The 16862-nt window shown below is 32.9% G+C and carries 15 protein-coding genes, 2 tRNA genes and 3 pseudogenes; 12 read left to right on the plus strand and 8 right to left on the minus strand.

What is annotated here, in order from left to right; genetic code table 11:
* The first annotated feature begins 23 nt into the window (after nt 1-23).
* On the plus strand, nt 24-929 hold the full coding sequence (locus M1L26_RS04455) for an Rpn family recombination-promoting nuclease/putative transposase (protein ID WP_211908250.1): 906 nt from the start codon (nt 24-26) through the stop codon (nt 927-929).
* Nucleotides 930-1174: 245 nt separating this feature from the next.
* The gene (locus M1L26_RS04460; protein ID WP_305879711.1) at nt 1175-1663 is read left to right on the plus strand and encodes a hypothetical protein; all 489 of its coding nucleotides are present in this window, start codon (nt 1175-1177) and stop codon (nt 1661-1663) included.
* A gap of 12 nt (nt 1664-1675) precedes the next feature.
* Here the strand turns inward: M1L26_RS04460 and M1L26_RS04465 are convergent.
* Nucleotides 1676-2621, minus strand: a pseudogene (locus M1L26_RS04465) (IS5 family transposase).
* Nucleotides 2622-2688: 67 nt separating this feature from the next.
* Between M1L26_RS04465 and M1L26_RS04475 the strand changes: the two are divergent.
* From M1L26_RS04475 to M1L26_RS04500, 5 genes and pseudogenes are all read left to right on the plus strand, one after another.
* Nucleotides 2689-4323: an SET domain-containing protein-lysine N-methyltransferase gene (locus M1L26_RS04475; protein WP_250120022.1), complete on the plus strand. Its 1635-nt coding sequence runs from the start codon at nt 2689-2691 to the stop codon at nt 4321-4323.
* A 677-nt stretch (nt 4324-5000) separates the two neighbouring features.
* A pseudogene (locus M1L26_RS04485) lies at nt 5001-5952 on the plus strand (IS5 family transposase).
* A gap of 33 nt (nt 5953-5985) precedes the next feature.
* Nucleotides 5986-6240: pseudogene (locus M1L26_RS04490) on the plus strand (transposase); the annotation flags it as partial.
* Between the two features lie 86 nt (nt 6241-6326).
* The gene (locus M1L26_RS04495) at nt 6327-7652 is read left to right on the plus strand and encodes an IS4 family transposase (protein WP_250119932.1); all 1326 of its coding nucleotides are present in this window, start codon (nt 6327-6329) and stop codon (nt 7650-7652) included.
* 10 nt (nt 7653-7662) lie between these two features.
* Nucleotides 7663-8940, plus strand: coding sequence for a lipase family protein (locus M1L26_RS04500; protein ID WP_250120023.1), 1278 nt, complete (start codon nt 7663-7665; stop codon nt 8938-8940).
* 42 nt (nt 8941-8982) lie between these two features.
* On the opposite strand, the gene M1L26_RS04505 is transcribed toward M1L26_RS04500, so the two are convergent.
* From M1L26_RS04505 to M1L26_RS04530, 6 genes are all read right to left on the minus strand, one after another.
* A complete protein-coding gene (locus M1L26_RS04505) occupies nt 8983-9810 on the minus strand; it encodes a 3'-5' exonuclease (protein WP_211908662.1) in 828 nt (275 codons plus the stop codon).
* Nucleotides 9803-10687 carry a GTPase Era gene (gene era / locus M1L26_RS04510; protein WP_211908660.1) on the minus strand — a complete coding sequence of 295 codons (885 nt, stop codon included), beginning with the start codon at nt 10685-10687 and terminating at the stop codon, nt 9803-9805. The genes M1L26_RS04505 and era overlap by 8 nt, the downstream gene beginning before the upstream one ends.
* Before the next feature lie 44 nt (nt 10688-10731).
* Complete coding sequence (locus tag M1L26_RS04515; protein WP_250120024.1) at nt 10732-11112, minus strand: hypothetical protein; 381 nt, start codon at nt 11110-11112, stop codon at nt 10732-10734.
* 10 nt (nt 11113-11122) lie between these two features.
* The gene (locus tag M1L26_RS04520; protein WP_250119932.1) at nt 11123-12448 is read right to left on the minus strand and encodes an IS4 family transposase; all 1326 of its coding nucleotides are present in this window, start codon (nt 12446-12448) and stop codon (nt 11123-11125) included.
* A 65-nt stretch (nt 12449-12513) separates the two neighbouring features.
* A complete protein-coding gene (locus tag M1L26_RS04525) occupies nt 12514-12666 on the minus strand; it encodes a hypothetical protein (protein ID WP_250120025.1) in 153 nt (50 codons plus the stop codon).
* Nucleotides 12667-12771: 105 nt separating this feature from the next.
* Nucleotides 12772-12844: transfer RNA gene (locus M1L26_RS04530), tRNA-Gly, on the minus strand.
* 151 nt (nt 12845-12995) lie between these two features.
* Between M1L26_RS04530 and M1L26_RS04535 the strand changes: the two genes are divergently transcribed.
* From M1L26_RS04535 to M1L26_RS04550, 4 genes are all read left to right on the plus strand, one after another.
* On the plus strand, nt 12996-13616 hold the full coding sequence (locus tag M1L26_RS04535; RefSeq protein ID WP_250120026.1) for a ribonuclease D: 621 nt from the start codon (nt 12996-12998) through the stop codon (nt 13614-13616).
* A gap of 79 nt (nt 13617-13695) precedes the next feature.
* On the plus strand, nt 13696-14022 hold the full coding sequence (gene trxA, locus M1L26_RS04540; protein WP_064085368.1) for a thioredoxin: 327 nt from the start codon (nt 13696-13698) through the stop codon (nt 14020-14022).
* Between the two features lie 39 nt (nt 14023-14061).
* Nucleotides 14062-14135, plus strand: a tRNA-Ile gene (locus M1L26_RS04545).
* A 474-nt stretch (nt 14136-14609) separates the two neighbouring features.
* Nucleotides 14610-14855 (plus strand): hypothetical protein, encoded by a 246-nt coding sequence (locus M1L26_RS04550; RefSeq protein ID WP_246433250.1) that lies wholly within the window; start codon nt 14610-14612, stop codon nt 14853-14855.
* Between the two features lie 15 nt (nt 14856-14870).
* Here the strand turns inward: M1L26_RS04550 and M1L26_RS04555 are convergent, their stop codons facing one another.
* Nucleotides 14871-16004 carry an alpha/beta hydrolase gene (locus tag M1L26_RS04555; RefSeq protein WP_211908652.1) on the minus strand — a complete coding sequence of 378 codons (1134 nt, stop codon included), beginning with the start codon at nt 16002-16004 and terminating at the stop codon, nt 14871-14873.
* Nucleotides 16005-16184: 180 nt separating this feature from the next.
* Between M1L26_RS04555 and M1L26_RS04560 the strand changes: the two genes are divergently transcribed.
* Nucleotides 16185-16844 (plus strand): CADD family putative folate metabolism protein, encoded by a 660-nt coding sequence (locus tag M1L26_RS04560; RefSeq protein WP_250120027.1) that lies wholly within the window; start codon nt 16185-16187, stop codon nt 16842-16844.
* Nucleotides 16845-16862 lie beyond the last annotated feature (18 nt).

Raw genomic sequence — 16862 nt, forward strand, 5'->3', positions numbered from 1 at the left:
AATGCTTTTTAGGTTGATTTCTTATGGCTCTTTCGAAGTTTCTTGATGCACGCAATGATTATGCCTTTAAAAGAATATTTGGCACCGAGAAGAATAAAGATATCCTCATTCATTTCTTGAACGATATTTTAGGCTTCACTGGCTTAGCTGCTATTCACGATGTTGAATTCTTAGCTACTATTTTAGATCCCGAAATTGCCGCTAAAAAGCAAAGTATTGTCGATGTTCTTTGTAAGGACTCTCAAGGTTCAAGATACATTATAGAGATGCAGTTCACTAAGACCAAGGGCTTCGAAAAGCGTGCTCAATATTATGCTGCTAAAGCCTATTCAAGTCAAGCTGATCAAGGTGATGACTATCATAACCTCAAGGAAATTATCTTTATTGCTGTTGCTGATTGTATTATTTTTCCAGATAAAGCTGAGTACAAATCTAATCATGTCATTTTAGATCAAAATAGCTTTGAACATGACTTAAAGGATTTTTACTTCGTATTCATAGAATTACCAAAATTTACAAAAACAAAGGAAGATCAACTAGAAAATATAGTAGAGAAATGGTGTTATTTTTTTCGATATGCAGGAGAAACAAGGGAAGAGGATCTAGATAAGATAGTTGGTAGTGATGTAATAATAAAACGAGCTTATGAAGAGATGAATAAGTTTAACTGGTCAGAAGAAGAATTACTAGCATATGAACAAATGAAAAAACGTATAATGGATGAAATAGCTGCTTTAGCTCAAAAATTTGATGAAGGTCTTAGGGTTGGAGAAGAAAGAGGCATCCAAATCGGCCAGGAAAAAGGCAGAAAAGAAAGAGAAATTGAAGTTGCAAAAAACCTACTTAAAGCAGGTGTATCTGTTGACTTAATAGCTGAATCTACCGGTCTTCCTAAAGTTGAAATTTCAAAACTTAAGGAAAAAGCCTAAGTATTGTAACTCCTTTAGAGCCCTTATCCATTAGTCTAATATATTAAAGCCTATATCTAACTCTTCCACTATTCTTGCTACTGGCCTATTTGATTCTCTCACTAATTCTACGTATCAGTCAAACATAGAATGCCTAAATATAGAAAATGTTTTTCATAAAATTTTTTTATCCTTGATAATTTTATTGTTGATATTTGATTCTAACTTTTGCATAATGCAGTAAATATTTTTATATAGGAGGTAGAATGCCAAGATGGACAGATCGTCATGCTAGAGTACTTGAAAAATTGCAAGATTCTATTCAACGTACAGATCCAAATGTTGCTGAAAAGAAATTAGCTATCAAGAGATGGGTAGAAAACTATATGGAGTATGTGCAATTCTTTAAGGATGATAAGCTGCAGTTTTTGTACAATATATTCCAAGATGAAAATTGTTGGTCGGATACAAGGTTAAATAATGTTTTTTTAGGTCAGAAATTGACTGAAGAGAAAATAGGTGGAATAGATACCCCACTGCCAAGGTATGATATGGCATCTAGGTATTGTATAATGGATAAGATAGGTGATTTTTTCAATAAACAGCTTGCATTCTCTAAGGGTCAATTTACTCCAGAAGAGATAGATAGTCAAGGTAATCCGATAAGTGATCAATATGTAAGAAACATTCTGCTATTATCTATGAAGAGGCGAGATCCAGTATGGCTTTGTTGCATAGCACTGATAGGCATGTAAATCACAGTGAATTTACGCAGCTAATTTAAATTTAGCCATACCTATATCAGTAAATTTGTTCAATAAGTAGCACTTAATTAACAGCTCTTTTTCACGATTTACCTCTGATTTATTTTTCAAGCCAAACCCAAATATTTGCTTCAACCTATAGAAAAAGACTTCAATATAAGACCGTGCTCCATACTTAACTTTTTTCTTCCATTCATTAATACCATCTTCATAATTCTCATATGACCTAATTCTACTAATATACTTGTTTCTTTCTGATAAGTAGTCAGCTAAACAAATTTTAGTATCCTTCCTAGGGCGAATAATAGGCACAATATTGTATTTTCTGCATTCTTTATACACACTTTTTATATCATAAGCCGCATCTGCTCGAATAGAACAAATGTTATATTTATCACTGACTTCTTCTAACATATCGCAGACCGGCAAATAGTCTACAGCAATACCACTAGTGTAGTTCATGCTTATTGCTTTCTTATCATTTATGTTTAAAACAACATGTAATTTTCTTACTTGACCATAACCACTGTATTTTCTTTTTCGAATATTAAGCTTACTATGCCCACCGTTATTATTGTAGATACTAACTCTAGTGCTATCTACGGCAATTTCAACATTTTCCAGATCGTCTTTATTGCTTCTATGGTCATCAATCTTCAAATTAAGCTTTTTAAATCTTCTGGAAGCTTGTGTATAGCTGATAATCTTAAGTTTTTTGCCTATTTGTACCATATAACCTTTTACAAAACCTACAGCTTGTCTCAAGCCAATTCTAAAAAGATATGTGTATTAAAATTACAACTTTATCACTATAAGTGTTATTGCCACCTGCAACTTTTGGACTATTTTCATACCAATTTTCTATGGCTTGATTAACAAAATGAAAAACATTTCCTCTTTTTTTGAGAAACTCGTTATATTCTCTCCAATAAAAAAAATTGGTAATCACTTCCGTTTTTTGTATTATATTTCTCCTTAAGCTATTAAAATAACTTTTTTATAATAAGTTTTGTCAGATGAAGTTTAGTGTTAGTATCCCCTTTGAAAAAGGAGAAGAAAAAAAGTTCCTGAAATATGTAAGTAGGCAGCAAGGTAAAGGTGAGTGTCAGTATTTAAAGGATAAAAAAGAAGAAAGCAATAACCCGATTAAACTTAGGATTGCAGAAGTTGCTGCGATTGAGGGTAAGTACAACCTTGGCGTGTACGCTCGGCAGTATATTAAAAAAGGTGATGTTATTGGTTATTACAAAGGGAAAAATGTTAAGTCTGGTGAAGTTTTTGATGGAAAATTTTTGATGATTATGAATAAAAATCAACAATTAGACGCAACGTGTATTTTTAACTGGACACGTTTCTTAAATCATTCAAGCTTTTCTTGTAACTGTTATTTTGCAGAAAGCAATGATGGTAGGGCTATTCAAGTGCTAAAAAATATTAAAGAAGGTGAGCAGCTGCTCATTGACTACGGTGGTTCTTACGTATTTGACATCAATATCGTTTATTTACATCCAACTGATAATGATCTTTCATATGAGGAAAAAGTGGCTGCTAATAAGGGATATGAACTATTGAAGATAACGAAAGACACAGTTCCATTAAGCAGTATGAAGAAAATTTTCGACTTCGATGATTGTGATGAGATTTATTTAACCAAATTGCATAAACAAGTGCTTTTCCCGAAACTTCAAACTGAATTCAATAAAGGCGAAGTAAACGAAGAAGAGGTTGATTTGCCATGTTATTTTTTAAAAAATAAGAAATATTCTTCCATTCAACAACAAGTTACACCTTTAATGTTTGCTTGCTATAAAGGACTTATAAAGGAGGTGAAGTACTTATTGAAACACAATGCTGATCCTTTACGCAATACGCTACATGGAGGGCATAACTCGCTGATTTTTACAATTTTAGGCACTGCAGAGAATAATACAAAAAAAGAAATTTTTAAACTTTTAACAGAAAAAGTGTTCTCTTCTAGACCTCGAGGTTATAAATATCTAATTGAGGAAGAAACAGACTCTCAAGGTCTGAGCATATTTGATTACATTTGTAAGAGCGATCTCTTAACCATTATTACTGATCCTCAAGATAAAAATTCTGCAAACAAAATTTTACTTAATCTTCAAACAAAAATTTTAAATGGCAATTTTCCAAATAAGTTTTCGAAAAATGTTGTAAAGCAAATAGATCTTAAGAAGCTCAGTTTTGAGTTGCCTTGTGTTAATTTCCACGATAAAAATTTCAATAGTAAAAATAAACGTATAAAAAAAGAAGAAAATAATCGAAAAGCAACTTTAACCGCAAGTGAAATAAAAAGAGAACATTATAAATATGTTAAGGCTGAGGTTGATGTAATTCAAGCTGAGGAGATTGAAGGCTTGCTGAAGAAATGTGAATATAAACTTAATCATAATGAAATAATTGAGATGTATAAGCAAGTCTTTGCTCACTGTGCATGTTACTTAGATGCTGTGGACAGCTTAAAATATAAAAACAAAGTCGATAATTTATTAAATTTTTTTCAGAACAAGATTTCCTGGAAAGAGAAGCTATTGATATTCAGTTACGCTCTTCAGAATCTTAGTTATTGGCATGGACGTGACTATGATGGGAAGCGCCATGGAATTCCATTCAAGCCTTCAAATACCTAAAAGATAAGCTTGATACAGATGAATATTGTGCTATACGAGATAAGATGTCTGTTGAAAAGAAGGAAGAGTTTGATAGTATGATGGGTCATTTTACCGATGTTAATATTGATCCTGCTATCATAAAAAAACTTTACAAATAGTTAATAGTGTGTACTAATGGCAGTATGTGTTTTTTGAGATCTGTATCATGAAAGCGTGTATAGTAAGTTCTATAAAGTCCAATCTTGAAAATGGTAAATATTCAGATGCTTGTTCAGATTTTTACAGCGAAGGGTATGACAACGAAGTGGACTTTTTATGTTATATTTTAAGAGAAAAAAGACTTGATTGCTTTTTAGAACCCTTGTTACTCTTTTACAAGCGAGATCTTCCAAGAATTCTCAAAGTAGCAGATAAAAAAAATGGTGAACATTTTGTGTGCGTTGCATACAGAGAAAGAAAGTTGCATAGGGTTCTCGAGGCGATCAAGCTTGAGGTGGGGTCCTGTTACCTAAGGAGAGAAAGTTGCCTTTCCCCCCCTCGGCTTCAAAACCGGACTTAACAGTTTCCCGTTATCCTTCATGGCTTTGTTGCATAGCTAGTGTTGGTTGAGGTTATTGTAAGAAGAAAAGCTTTTTAATATATGGCTACTAACGCATTTTGTTGTAAAATAGGCATTTTTCAAACAAGTACAACTTATGCCACAAAAAATGAGAGTAAGTAACCAAAGAGAATATAACGAGTTTCTCAAAAAAAGAGGAAATGTTTTTCATTTTGTTAATCAAGCCATAGAAAATTGGTATGAAAATAGTCCAAAAGTTGCAGGTGGCAATAACACTTATAGTGATAAAGTTGTAATTTTAATACACATATCTTTTTAGAATTGGCTTGAGACAAGCTGTAGGTTTTGTAAAAGGTTATATGGTACAAATAGGCAAAAAACTTAAGATTATCAGCTATACACAAGCTTCCAGAAGATTTAAAAAGCTTAATTTGAAGATTGATGACCATAGAAGCAATAAAGACGATCTGGAAAATGTTGAAATTGCCGTAGATAGCACTAGAGTTAGTATCTACAATAATAACGGTGGGCATAGTAAGCTTAATATTCGAAAAAGAAAATACAGTGGTTATGGTCAAGTAAGAAAATTACATGTTGTTTTAAACATAAATGATAAGAAAGCAATAAGCATGAACTACACTAGTGGTATTGCTGTAGACTATTTGCCGGTCTGCGATATGTTAGAAGAAGTCAGTGATAAATATAACATTTGTTCTATTCGAGCAGATGCGGCTTATGATATAAAAAGTGTGTATAAAGAATGCAGAAAATACAATATTGTGCCTATTATTCGCCCTAGGAAGGATACTAAAATTTGTTTAGCTGACTACTTATCAGAAAGAAACAAGTATATTAGTAGAATTAGGTCATATGAGAATTATGAAGATGGTATTAATGAATGGAAGAAAAAAGTTAAGTATGGAGCACGGTCTTATATTGAAGTCTTTTTCTATAGGTTGAAGCAAATATTTGGGTTTGGCTTGAAAAATAAATCAGAGGTAAATCGTGAAAAAGAGCTGTTAATTAAGTGCTACTTATTGAACAAATTTACTGATATAGGTATGGCTAAATTTAAATTAGCTGCGTAAATTCACTGTGATTTACATGCCTATCAGTGCTATGCAGAAGTGCAGATGTGTATAGTGCATCAGATACGTAACTCACTGAAGTATGTAGCTAGTAAAGATGCAAAGAGTTTTTTGAGTGATTTAAAGAAGGTGTATCAAGCTTCAAGTAAGGAAATTGCCGAGAATTATCTGTTGGAATTAGATGAAAAATGGGGCACAAAGTACCCTATGGTTATAAAATCTTGGCAGAATAATTGGGAAAACCTATCTGGTTATTTTAAGTATTCCGACCCAGTTAGGAGGATCATACGCGTCAAGTTAAGGAAATAAAGGTATGAAAGAGATAGAATAATAAGGTATAAGTTCTCCCAGATATACTTTTAGTGAGAGAACCAATGAATAAAATAACTTGCTTATCAAAAAAGCTCAAAGAATTTTTTAATGAAAAAGCAGAGAAAATCTCAATTACAACAAGGTTTATAAAAAGAAAGAGAAAGCTAAAAGGTTCATCATTCGTAAAAGCCATGGTCTTGGGTAATATAGGAGTTGATAATTGTAGCGTAGAAACAATGTGTCAATTACTAAACGAGGACTCGATAGATATAACAAAACAAGGTTTGGATTTTAGATTTACTGAAGAAGCAGTGGAATTTATGAAAAGGATGTATAATGAATCTGTGATTCTCTTTAAAAATATCTTGCAAGTTGATTGCAAAATCTTACAGCAATTTAATAGTGTTAAATTATTGGACAGTAGCTATATTACTCTACCTAACAGTATGGAAGAGATGTATAAAGGTTATGGTACTAGCTACAGTGGCTATGAAAGCAATACTAAGTCTGGAATAAAGTTACAATTAGTTTTCGACTACATGAATCAGATAATAGACCAACTTAATTTAACGGAGGGGGTAAGATCAGACCAGGGATATAGGAAACATTTAAGTAATATATTAAGCAATGATTTGCTAATATCTGATCTCGGTTATTTTGTGCCAAGTTCTTTTAAACAAATCAATGAAATAGGAGCTTATTTCATAAGTCGTTATAAATCTGATACCAACATATATGATGTAGAAACAAATCAAAAAATGGAGTTATTAGAATGTTTAGAGGATAAGTTATTTTTAGAAAACGAGGTATTGTTAGGAAAAGAAGCAAAAATTAGAGTAAGAATTATATGTCAGAAACTAACTGAAGAACAGTCTATGGCCAGAAGAAGGAAAGCTAATAGATTAGCAAGATCGCAGGGATATACATCCTCTAAAAGAAATCAAAAATTGTTGAACTGGTCAATATTTATAACTAATGTTCCAGAAAATAAAATTAGTGCTGAGCAAGTATTAACGATTTACAGAGTAAGGTGGCAAATTGAGTTATTATTTAAATTGTATAAAAGCCATATCAGGCTTGATAAGCTAAAAGGAAAGCCATGCAGAGTATTATGTGAACTATATGCTAAATTGTGCGCAATTCTTATATTTCACGGCATAGTTGGTTGCACAGAAGTGAAAAAGAATACAGAACTTAGCTTAACAAAGGCATTTATTGAGCTAAAAAGGCGGGTTAGAGAGTTATTTTTAGTATTAACCAAAATTAATAGTTTAAAAGCATTTCTTAAAAAACTCACTATAACTTGGTCGCTATTTTCATTAAAAGACAAACGTAGAAGGGCTAGAGTATCCACTTTAACCTCTCTAAATTTGCTCACAATCTCTTAACTTGACGCGTATGGGTGCTGCTACAGGCTCAGAGCCAGGTAATACTGAACAGCCAGACTCTATTTCAGTAGATGATGGCAAATACGAGATGAAAGAATATGACGATGAATTTGAGATCATTGAAGATTATGAATTTATAAATCGTGCTGATCCAAATGAGCCATGTTCTTTACCTTCTGACTATAAAATAGATGAAAGTATTGTAAAAATTGCAGGATTTGATAGAGAGAAATTATTAGAAATGGGTAATTTCTGCAAGATAAGCTATGGCGATGATGATGGTAAATTAAGTAAAAAAAGATGTAACAACCTAGCTCAAAGAGTATACAAAACTGAATTTGAAATTGTAGAAGATTTTGAAATTGTTCCATCTACTGAAAAAATGTATAAAACTAGAGCTGAACTCATCAGCGAAGGTTATGAAATTATTCCATTTGGTAATAGCTTTGAAAAAGATGCTGGTCACGTTTTTATAAAAGGTAAAGAAATAACAATAGCCTACCATGGTACTCGTCTGAGCCAGAGTTTTAATGATGGAATTACTGATATAAATGTACTTTTTGCTACTTCGGAATTTTTACCTGAAGGTGGAAGAATTCATTGTGGTTTCTATAATTCATTTATGGATTCATGGCCTAATCTGTATGGCATTTTAAAATCTCATGCTGAAAAACAGGGATCAGAAATCAAGGATTTTAAAATTAATCTCACAGGTCACAGTATGGGAGGAGCTATTGCTAAGATAGCTGCTTTATGCCTCAATAAAACAGAAGGAGCTGAAGATGTTCATGTTGCAACTTTTGGTGATCCACGAGTTTTTGATCTTACTGCTAGTGAATTTTATAATGATGTTCTTCAAGAAAAAACCATTAGAGTAACTCAACATAGACAAGACCCAGTACCAGCGGTATCACCTGGTATTTGTGGTTATGCTCATGTAGGTGCACAATTGAGAATATCAGTACCTGAAGGATATTTTGTTCATCAAATAGATGGTTATCATGAAGCCATTAAAATAATGGATGAAGAGGATTTCCGATCGAACAATAACGTTTCTCTCTTTTATTACCCTTCGAGAATATTAAGTCGAATTAACTGTGCAGTTTTAGGTGATGCTCAATATTATGCTGCTAATTTAGGTAATTATATTCTTGGTGGACAAAATTTTTTCGAGAAAGTAAAAAAGGAATACCAAGATAAAAACTTAGAAAATTTTTCTAAGCTTGAACAAGCAGAAGTTAAGCAAAGGGCACATCAAAATGTCTTTTCTACTACAAGGAGTTTATAACTACTATACAGAGCAATCATTAGATTGCTCTGTAGCATCTACTCATTTAAATTCAATATAAAAATTTTCACCAGAAGTTATTTTCCATTCTTCTTTAAATTTTTTTAGGTGTTCTTTTTTTTCGCATTCCAAAAGCAGTTCTTCTATGCTCTTATTATAGCTTTCTGTAGTAATTCTTCCTTGATGATGCATGAACTTCAAGTAAATCAAATAGGTGTTAATCACATCTGTTTCGCAATAATCGCGAATCTCTTGTATTTTTCCACTATCGTATAAATCCATAACTTGTGAACCATCAACTCCAATCTTACCGGGAAGATTAAGTGCTGCGCAAACTTCGTTCATCTTCATTCTTGCAGAAGCTCCAAAATCAGAGAGAGATTCAAGCAAATCACAATGCCAATCACTACTGTACCTCTGATTGTAACTATTCCACTTATCGCCAGCTTTGTGAAAATATTCTGCTTGAGTGCCATGAACCATAGCACGGTACTTCAGTACCGGTATATCAAAAGTGCGCCCATTGAACGAAACTAGTCTTGGCTTTTTCTCTGATATGTAGTTAAAAAATCCCTTTACTAGCTCTTTTTCATTGGAGTTTACTGTGCCTCCAGATCTTATTTCTTGTAGTGTGAACATTTCATAACCGCTCTGGCGTGTTATATTACAAAGTAAAAAACTAATAACTACAACAAGGTGGAAGGGCTGACGCAGAAAAGAGTTTTGCCCGTTTGTTATTTCAAGATGATATTTTGTTAATGCGTTCCTCTTTTCTTCTACACTGCTATCATCACTAATATTTAGTAAATTCTTGCAGGAATTTACATCTGGTATAGTTTCAATATCAAATACCAACAAAGAATTAAGCATTACTTATATATTCCTCAGGGCGATCAGTCCAAGGTCGCACTTTTACGAACAAAAAGAGATGAACTTTACACTCAAATAACTTTTCCAATTCTGTACGCGCCTCGATATTAATTTTTTTTATGCTACTGCCGTCTTTTCCTAGCACTATTTTCTTATGATTATCTTTCAATACAAATATGATCTGTTTTATGACTAAACTCTTATCTTTTTTTTCCTCAAATTGTTCAGTTATAACAGCTGTAGAGTATGGCAATTCTTCACGTAGGTTCAAGAATAACTTCTCTCTTGTAATTTCTGCTGATAAAAAATCAGCTGAGGAATCGGTTACTTGATCTTCTTCATAGAACCAAGGGCTTATCGGTGCAATTTCAGATAAGTAATTCATCAAATTAGAAAGTCCATCATTCTTCAGTGCCGATATCGTAAAAATTTTTTCAAACTTATAAAGCAAATTTAGGTGCTCATGTGCCATCTTGAGCTCTGATTTCTTTACTAAATCAGTTTTATTGATAACCAAAATGCATCTGCCTTTTGTGCGCTCCAGTCGTGCAAATATCGTTTTTATTCTTTCTATATTTTTTAGGTAATTGTTTACATCAACAAGCAACAAAGTAATGTCACTATCCTTAACTGCTCCCCATGCAGATTTGACTAAAGCTTTTTCAAGATTTGTTTCTGCTGAAAACACTCCTGGAGAGTCAGTAAAAACAATTTGCGCATTGTTGCATATAGCAACACCCCTTACCTGCGTCCTTGTTGTCTGCACTTTAGGGGTGACAATTGCAATTTTCTTGCCTACGATGCTGTTAATTAGCGTTGACTTTCCAGCATTTGGCAAGCCAGCTATCGTTACAAATAAGCATTTTTGTTCTTTCACAAAGGAAATTATAAAGAAAACTAAATGCTAACGTCAATTGATTATTATATAGCTTGCTCTTCCTCTTTTGAAGAAAAACATTTTCCAACTTTTTCAACTATAGGTGATATAATATACTCATTCACTTTCTGAGCTATTGGTTGTATAATATGCTTTGTTGCAAATATAGCTGCGACTGGTGCTATTACTTCTATTACTGCACCTGCTAAAGCTGCAGATCCCATTCCAAGGGTTACATCAGGGAAAATAGCCATTGCAGCTGCAGCAAGACCAACTCCAATTGCAGCACTTGCAAGTGCGGAAATACCAAAATAGATAGGCGCATATTTTTCATTCTTTTCAATATTATCTTTTTTGCAAAATTTGTATAGTAGCTCCCCCGCACACAGAGCTGTAATCAATGCTGGAGCTATAGAACCAACCATACGCGTCAAGTTAAGAGATTGTGAGCAAATTTAGAGAGGTTAAAGTGGATACTCTAGCCCTTCTACGTTTGTCTTTTAATGAAAATAGCGACCAAGTTATAGTGAGTTTTTTAAGAAATGCTTTTAAACTATTAATTTTGGTTAATACTAAAAATAACTCTCTAACCCGCCTTTTTAGCTCAATAAATGCCTTTGTTAAGCTAAGTTCTGTATTCTTTTTCACTTCTGTGCAACCAACTATGCCGTGAAATATAAGAATTGCGCACAATTTAGCATATAGTTCACATAATACTCTGCATGGCTTTCCTTTTAGCTTATCAAGCCTGATATGGCTTTTATACAATTTAAATAATAACTCAATTTGCCACCTTACTCTGTAAATCGTTAATACTTGCTCAGCACTAATTTTATTTTCTGGAACATTAGTTATAAATATTGACCAGTTCAACAATTTTTGATTTCTTTTAGAGGATGTATATCCCTGCGATCTTGCTAATCTATTAGCTTTCCTTCTTCTGGCCATAGACTGTTCTTCAGTTAGTTTCTGACATATAATTCTTACTCTAATTTTTGCTTCTTTTCCTAACAATACCTCGTTTTCTAAAAATAACTTATCCTCTAAACATTCTAATAACTCCATTTTTTGATTTGTTTCTACATCATATATGTTGGTATCAGATTTATAACGACTTATGAAATAAGCTCCTATTTCATTGATTTGTTTAAAAGAACTTGGCACAAAATAACCGAGATCAGATATTAGCAAATCATTGCTTAATATATTACTTAAATGTTTCCTATATCCCTGGTCTGATCTTACCCCCTCCGTTAAATTAAGTTGGTCTATTATCTGATTCATGTAGTCGAAAACTAATTGTAACTTTATTCCAGACTTAGTATTGCTTTCATAGCCACTGTAGCTAGTACCATAACCTTTATACATCTCTTCCATACTGTTAGGTAGAGTAATATAGCTACTGTCCAATAATTTAACACTATTAAATTGCTGTAAGATTTTGCAATCAACTTGCAAGATATTTTTAAAGAGAATCACAGATTCATTATACATCCTTTTCATAAATTCCACTGCTTCTTCAGTAAATCTAAAATCCAAACCTTGTTTTGTTATATCTATCGAGTCCTCGTTTAGTAATTGACACATTGTTTCTACGCTACAATTATCAACTCCTATATTACCCAAGACCATGGCTTTTACGAATGATGAACCTTTTAGCTTTCTCTTTCTTTTTATAAACCTTGTTGTAATTGAGATTTTCTCTGCTTTTTCATTAAAAAATTCTTTGAGCTTTTTTGATAAGCAAGTTATTTTATTCATTGGTTCTCTCACTAAAAGTATATCTGGGAGAACTTATACCTTATTATTCTATCTCTTTCATACCTTTATTTCCTTAACTTGACGCGTATGATAGAACCAACAATCCCACCCATCACCAATGGTGATAAAGCTGTAAAACTGAGTTCCCAACCTGTAAGTGCTCCTATTGTTGTAGCTATACCTAAGCCAAATGGTATTCCTTTAGTATTATTATTCATATAATCTCCTTAAATATAAATTTCTAAAAAACTTTTCTAGTATAGCTAAATTTCTTAGATAGATCAATTGATTTTTTTATGATTAAATGTGATTAAAACTCGAAGAGCGGGAGAAGGGGTTCGAACCCTCGACCTCAACCTTGGCAAGGTTGCGCTCTACCAACTGAGCTACTCCCGCAGTTAAATTCTGCTTATTCTTATTATAGGTGCGTATCATAATTTGTAAACCCTACATGCATGAAAATCATGAGAGCCAATTTTCTATGATCTTTTCGTATACTTAAAGCTCATTTTTGATTATTATATGTGTCATAAAACATATTAAATTTATGAGAATATTTGTATATAAAGACGACCTGCCAGCCAGTGCAATACCAAGTGATATAAAATCTATAGCTGTTGATACAGAGGCAATGGGGCTACTGCATAGCAGAGATAGATTATGCCTTGTGCAGCTTTCTTTTGGTGATGGCAACGCTCATTTGATTCAATTCAAAAACGATTATACAGCTCCAAATTTGAGAAAAATATTAGAGGATAAAAATATAACCAAAATATTTCACTTTGCGCGATTTGATGTAAGCATAATACATTATTATTTAAAAACCTGGGCACTGCCTTGCTATTGCACGAAAATAGCCTCACGTTTAGTTCGCACTTATACAGATAGTCATAGCTTAAAAGAGTTGTGCTTAGAACTACTTGATATAAAACTAAACAAGCAACAACAATCTTCTGATTGGGGAAATGAAAATTTAACAGACAAGCAAAAAAGTTATGCTGCATCTGATGTTTTATATCTTCATAGAATAAAGGAAAAGCTAGATTTAATGCTAGAACGTGAAAATAGAAAAGAATTAGCCGAAAAGTGCTTTGCATTTCTTCCTACTCGTATTGAGCTAGATTCAATGGGTTGGGGGAGTGTAGATATCTTTAATCATCAGATGTAATCACTTCACTTGAATCCAGAAAAATTTAGTTGATCAGCTGTTAATTGATACGCTATATTTATAAAAATTTAGGTATTTTATGAGTGATGATATTAAAGCGGTAAATGATCAAAATTTCGAATCTGAAGTTGCTAACCACAAAGGATTTGTGCTGGTAGATTTTTGGGCAGAATGGTGTGGACCATGCAAAAGTCTGATGCCACGTATCGAGCAGTTAGCCAAGGATAGAAAAGACAAGATCAAAATCTGTAAGTTTGACATAGATGGAGAAACTGAAGTGCCAAGTAAGTATGGAGTTCAATCTATACCTACTTTAATCATATTTCAAGATGGTAAGGAAATTGCACGCAAAATTGGCGCAATAAATGATTTACACAGTTGGGTTGATAGTGAAATAAGCGAGTAGACAAATTTCCTTTTGCGTGTATTATAAGTGTTAATAAAAGGGATTGTAGCTCAGTCGGTTAGAGCAGTTCGCTCATAACGAATTGGTCGTAGGTTCGAGTCCTACCAATCCCACCGCTATTGATACAATTGCAAGGCCTACTCTCTTAGATAAGCTTTTTGCCTTATTAAAGTACTTGGTTGTTAGTGTTTGAAAATTCCATTATATAAAAATTACTTCCGCATATTTTCAATCTAATTATAATTGCGATTAGAGATATTTTAAGAGCTCAAAAATTTATCTTTGTCTGCAGACTTTCAATTAACTTTTCAATAAAAAACGTAGCGTATACACACGTCTGTCATATGTGCGCTGCATTTTTTTCTAATTTATACAGGAGGATTTTATGTCCAGAATTCCAGATATTTGACCTTTACCTTAGCTAATAAAAACCAACTGGCGCCTTTGGTTTTTATAAAGAAAATCTAGGAAATAACCAAAAACTGTTTCCAGGCATAAATTTGCCGTGTATACCTAAAAAGTAATGATATTAGCATAATGTTCATATTTGTATGCTAATATTAATATCATTTAAATTGAAGAGTATTATGGAACAACAAGCATCAAACAAAGAGAAAGGGATTGAATTTAGATATAATCAATGTAAGCAGAAATGCCATTCCTACAAAACAAAACGGACAGACCAAGAATGCCTAGATAAATGCTATGAGAAGTACGTTTCTAAACTTTATCCACAAATTAGTGAGAAATTATTAGCTAGTGAAAACAATCTCTATGATGAAAGCACAAAATTATCACTTATGGCAGATACTCTAGATGCAATGTTTTTTTAATCACAAAAGAAACACTTATTTCAATATTTGCAGAGATGTTAGCTTTTTAGATATACTTTGACTTATTGAATAATTCTTTAAATTGGTAAAATACTGTTTCTTTTCCTCTATTTCTTTTTCACTATTCTTTCCACATATCGCTTCTGTTTTTATCTCTGGTTGTTTCTCTTGATTGAGAGAGCCCTTCTTTTCAAAATAATTATCTGTGAATTCTAAAAAGAGTGAAATCAGCTCAGGAATAGTGTATTTGTGTTCACTTGATGAGCACAATTCTGTAATCGAAGAAAAGTGAATATCATCTGCCTTAATAGGTAGTAACGATAGAAACTTATTCCAGCATTTTTTCATTATTCCAACTTCAGGTTCAAGGTTTTTTATTTTAGCTAAGTTGGCATGCTCCATAAAAAACTCTTTATATTGCTCAAAACCTTCAAAAGTTTCTTTTTTTTGGTAGTTTTTTTTCCTATGACTTTTTTCTATGTCAGCAATTTTAGTACCTATATTTGCCTGCTTACTAATAAAGCCATCGTTCTCTAAGTTAAAACAAATTGTGTATGGAGTAATGTCGTTTACTATTGTGTGTGGCTTAAAGTGCCAACCAAAGCATTTGAGTATGAATTTTATTATAGGAGGAAATAGCCATTTAGGTTTTGATATGTGTAGTAATTTCACTACAAGTTTTTTGAATGAGCTAAAGGATTTATTGATAATGCATCTTAAATGAATATTGTCATCTTTTTTAAACTTTTTATAAACCTCCGCAGCTATTGGTCCTCCAGCACAGCTTCCATACAGTACTATATTGTCTGGGTGAATGCCTTGCTTTAGAAGATCTGAAATGACTCCAATTCCTGCATTTACTCGATTTCGACCGTTTAAAGAATGGCCTTTGCTTTTTCCAGAACCAGGAAAATTAATAAGGTGAACATCCATACCTGCTTCAGCTGCCCAATTCCATTCACTTTTGTCTTCATTTGGCTCTTTTTCAAAAGTATATGTAAGCCCTGGAAAGTAAACTATATGCTTTTTCTTTCTGCTATCTGCACTGCTCTTCGAGTTTGACATCACTATCTTTTGAATTCGCATTCCATTTTGAACTTCTACGAACTCTTCCCTAATTTTTATTGTATTTTCTTCTGTTACTTTCATTTTGCGTTTTTCATTATATTGATTTAATAATACATGAAATTTTAGAAAAAATCAATTTTACTAAAAAATTAACTTATAGCATATCTATCTTTATATTTATTGGAATTAAAGTAGTAGTGAGAAATGCCTCTTGACATTTGATAAACCTAAACGTAGCCTAAAACAATTTACTATTTATTTATGACATTTGTTCAATCACTTAATAATCAATTAGATAGTTTACACTTATTAAAGCACCCGTTTTACGAGTCATGGAATGAAGGTAGCTTAAGTCTGCAGGCTCTGCAAACCTACGCTAAGGAATATTATCACCATGTTGCTGCTTTTCCTCGTTATATCAGCGGTATACATTCCTTGTGTCCAAATTTGAAAATGCGGCAAGTTTTACTTGGTAATTTAATAGAGGAAGAACAAGGCGACGAGAATCACCCAGAATTATGGCAGCGTTTTGCTGAAGGACTGGGAGTAGCACGATCTCAACTTCTTGAGGATGCACAGGTTAAGGAGACACGAGAATTAGTTGACGGTTACTTTGATATTGTAAGATCAGGTTTTGTAGAAGGTCTTGGAGCTCTGTACGCTTATGAACGTCAAACTCCAGAGGTTTCTAAATCTAAAATTGAAGGTCTGAAAAAACACTATTCAATAAATGATGAGCGTTCTCTCAAATTTTTTACCGTTCATATGGAAGCTGATGAGTGGCATTCTGAAGAATGTGCAAACCTTATTGCAGATTTAAACGAAGAAGAACAAGAGAAAGTTATGCAAGGCGCTGAAAAAGGAGCAAAACTCTTATGGGGTTTTCTTGATGGCATGATGAATGTTGATGTTTGTCATTAATTATAAGTAGATACTAAA

The sequence above is a fragment of the Wolbachia endosymbiont of Ostrinia scapulalis genome (assembly GCF_023559145.1).
In the GTDB taxonomy this organism is placed as follows: domain Bacteria; phylum Pseudomonadota; class Alphaproteobacteria; order Rickettsiales; family Anaplasmataceae; genus Wolbachia.